Consider the following 479-nt stretch of genomic DNA (forward strand, 5'->3'; position numbering starts at 1 on the left):
CTAGAGTCAGGACTCGTTGATTACAGCCAGAAGATGACGGTGGCAGCGAGGGCGATGGCGGAGAAGAAGACGGTCGGGCAGCGGTCGTAGCGGGTTGCGACGCGGCGCCAGTCCTTGAGGCGGCCGAACATGATCTCGATGCGGCTACGTCGCCGATAGCGGCGCTTGTCGTACCTGACCGGCTCGTTGCGGGACCGCCGCCCTGGGATGCAGGGTTGGATGCCCTTGGCCTGGAGCGCATCCCTGAACCAGTCGGCGTCGTAGCCGCGGTCACCTAGCAGCCACTGAGCCTTCGGCAGGTCGTCCAGCAACGCTGCCGCACCGGTGTAGTCGCTGACCTGGCCCGCGGTCATAAAGAAGCTCAAGGGGCGTCCGTTCGCATCGGCTACGGCATGGAGCTTGGTGTTCATGCCGCCCTTGGTGCGGCCTATCAGGCGGCCAAGGCCCCCCTCACATGGGAGTTCTCAGGTCAAGAGGCT

Annotated in this window: 1 pseudogene; it reads right to left on the reverse strand. The window is 64.9% G+C overall.

The window, feature by feature from the left end:
• Positions 1 to 20: 20 nt before the first annotated feature.
• Positions 21 to 452: pseudogene (locus tag AVT10_RS15420) on the reverse strand (IS5 family transposase); the annotation flags it as partial.
• Positions 453 to 479 lie beyond the last annotated feature (27 nt).

It is taken from the genome of Sphingomonas hankookensis, assembly GCF_001619955.1.
In the GTDB taxonomy this organism is placed as follows: Bacteria; Pseudomonadota; Alphaproteobacteria; order Sphingomonadales; family Sphingomonadaceae; genus Sphingomonas; species Sphingomonas hankookensis_A.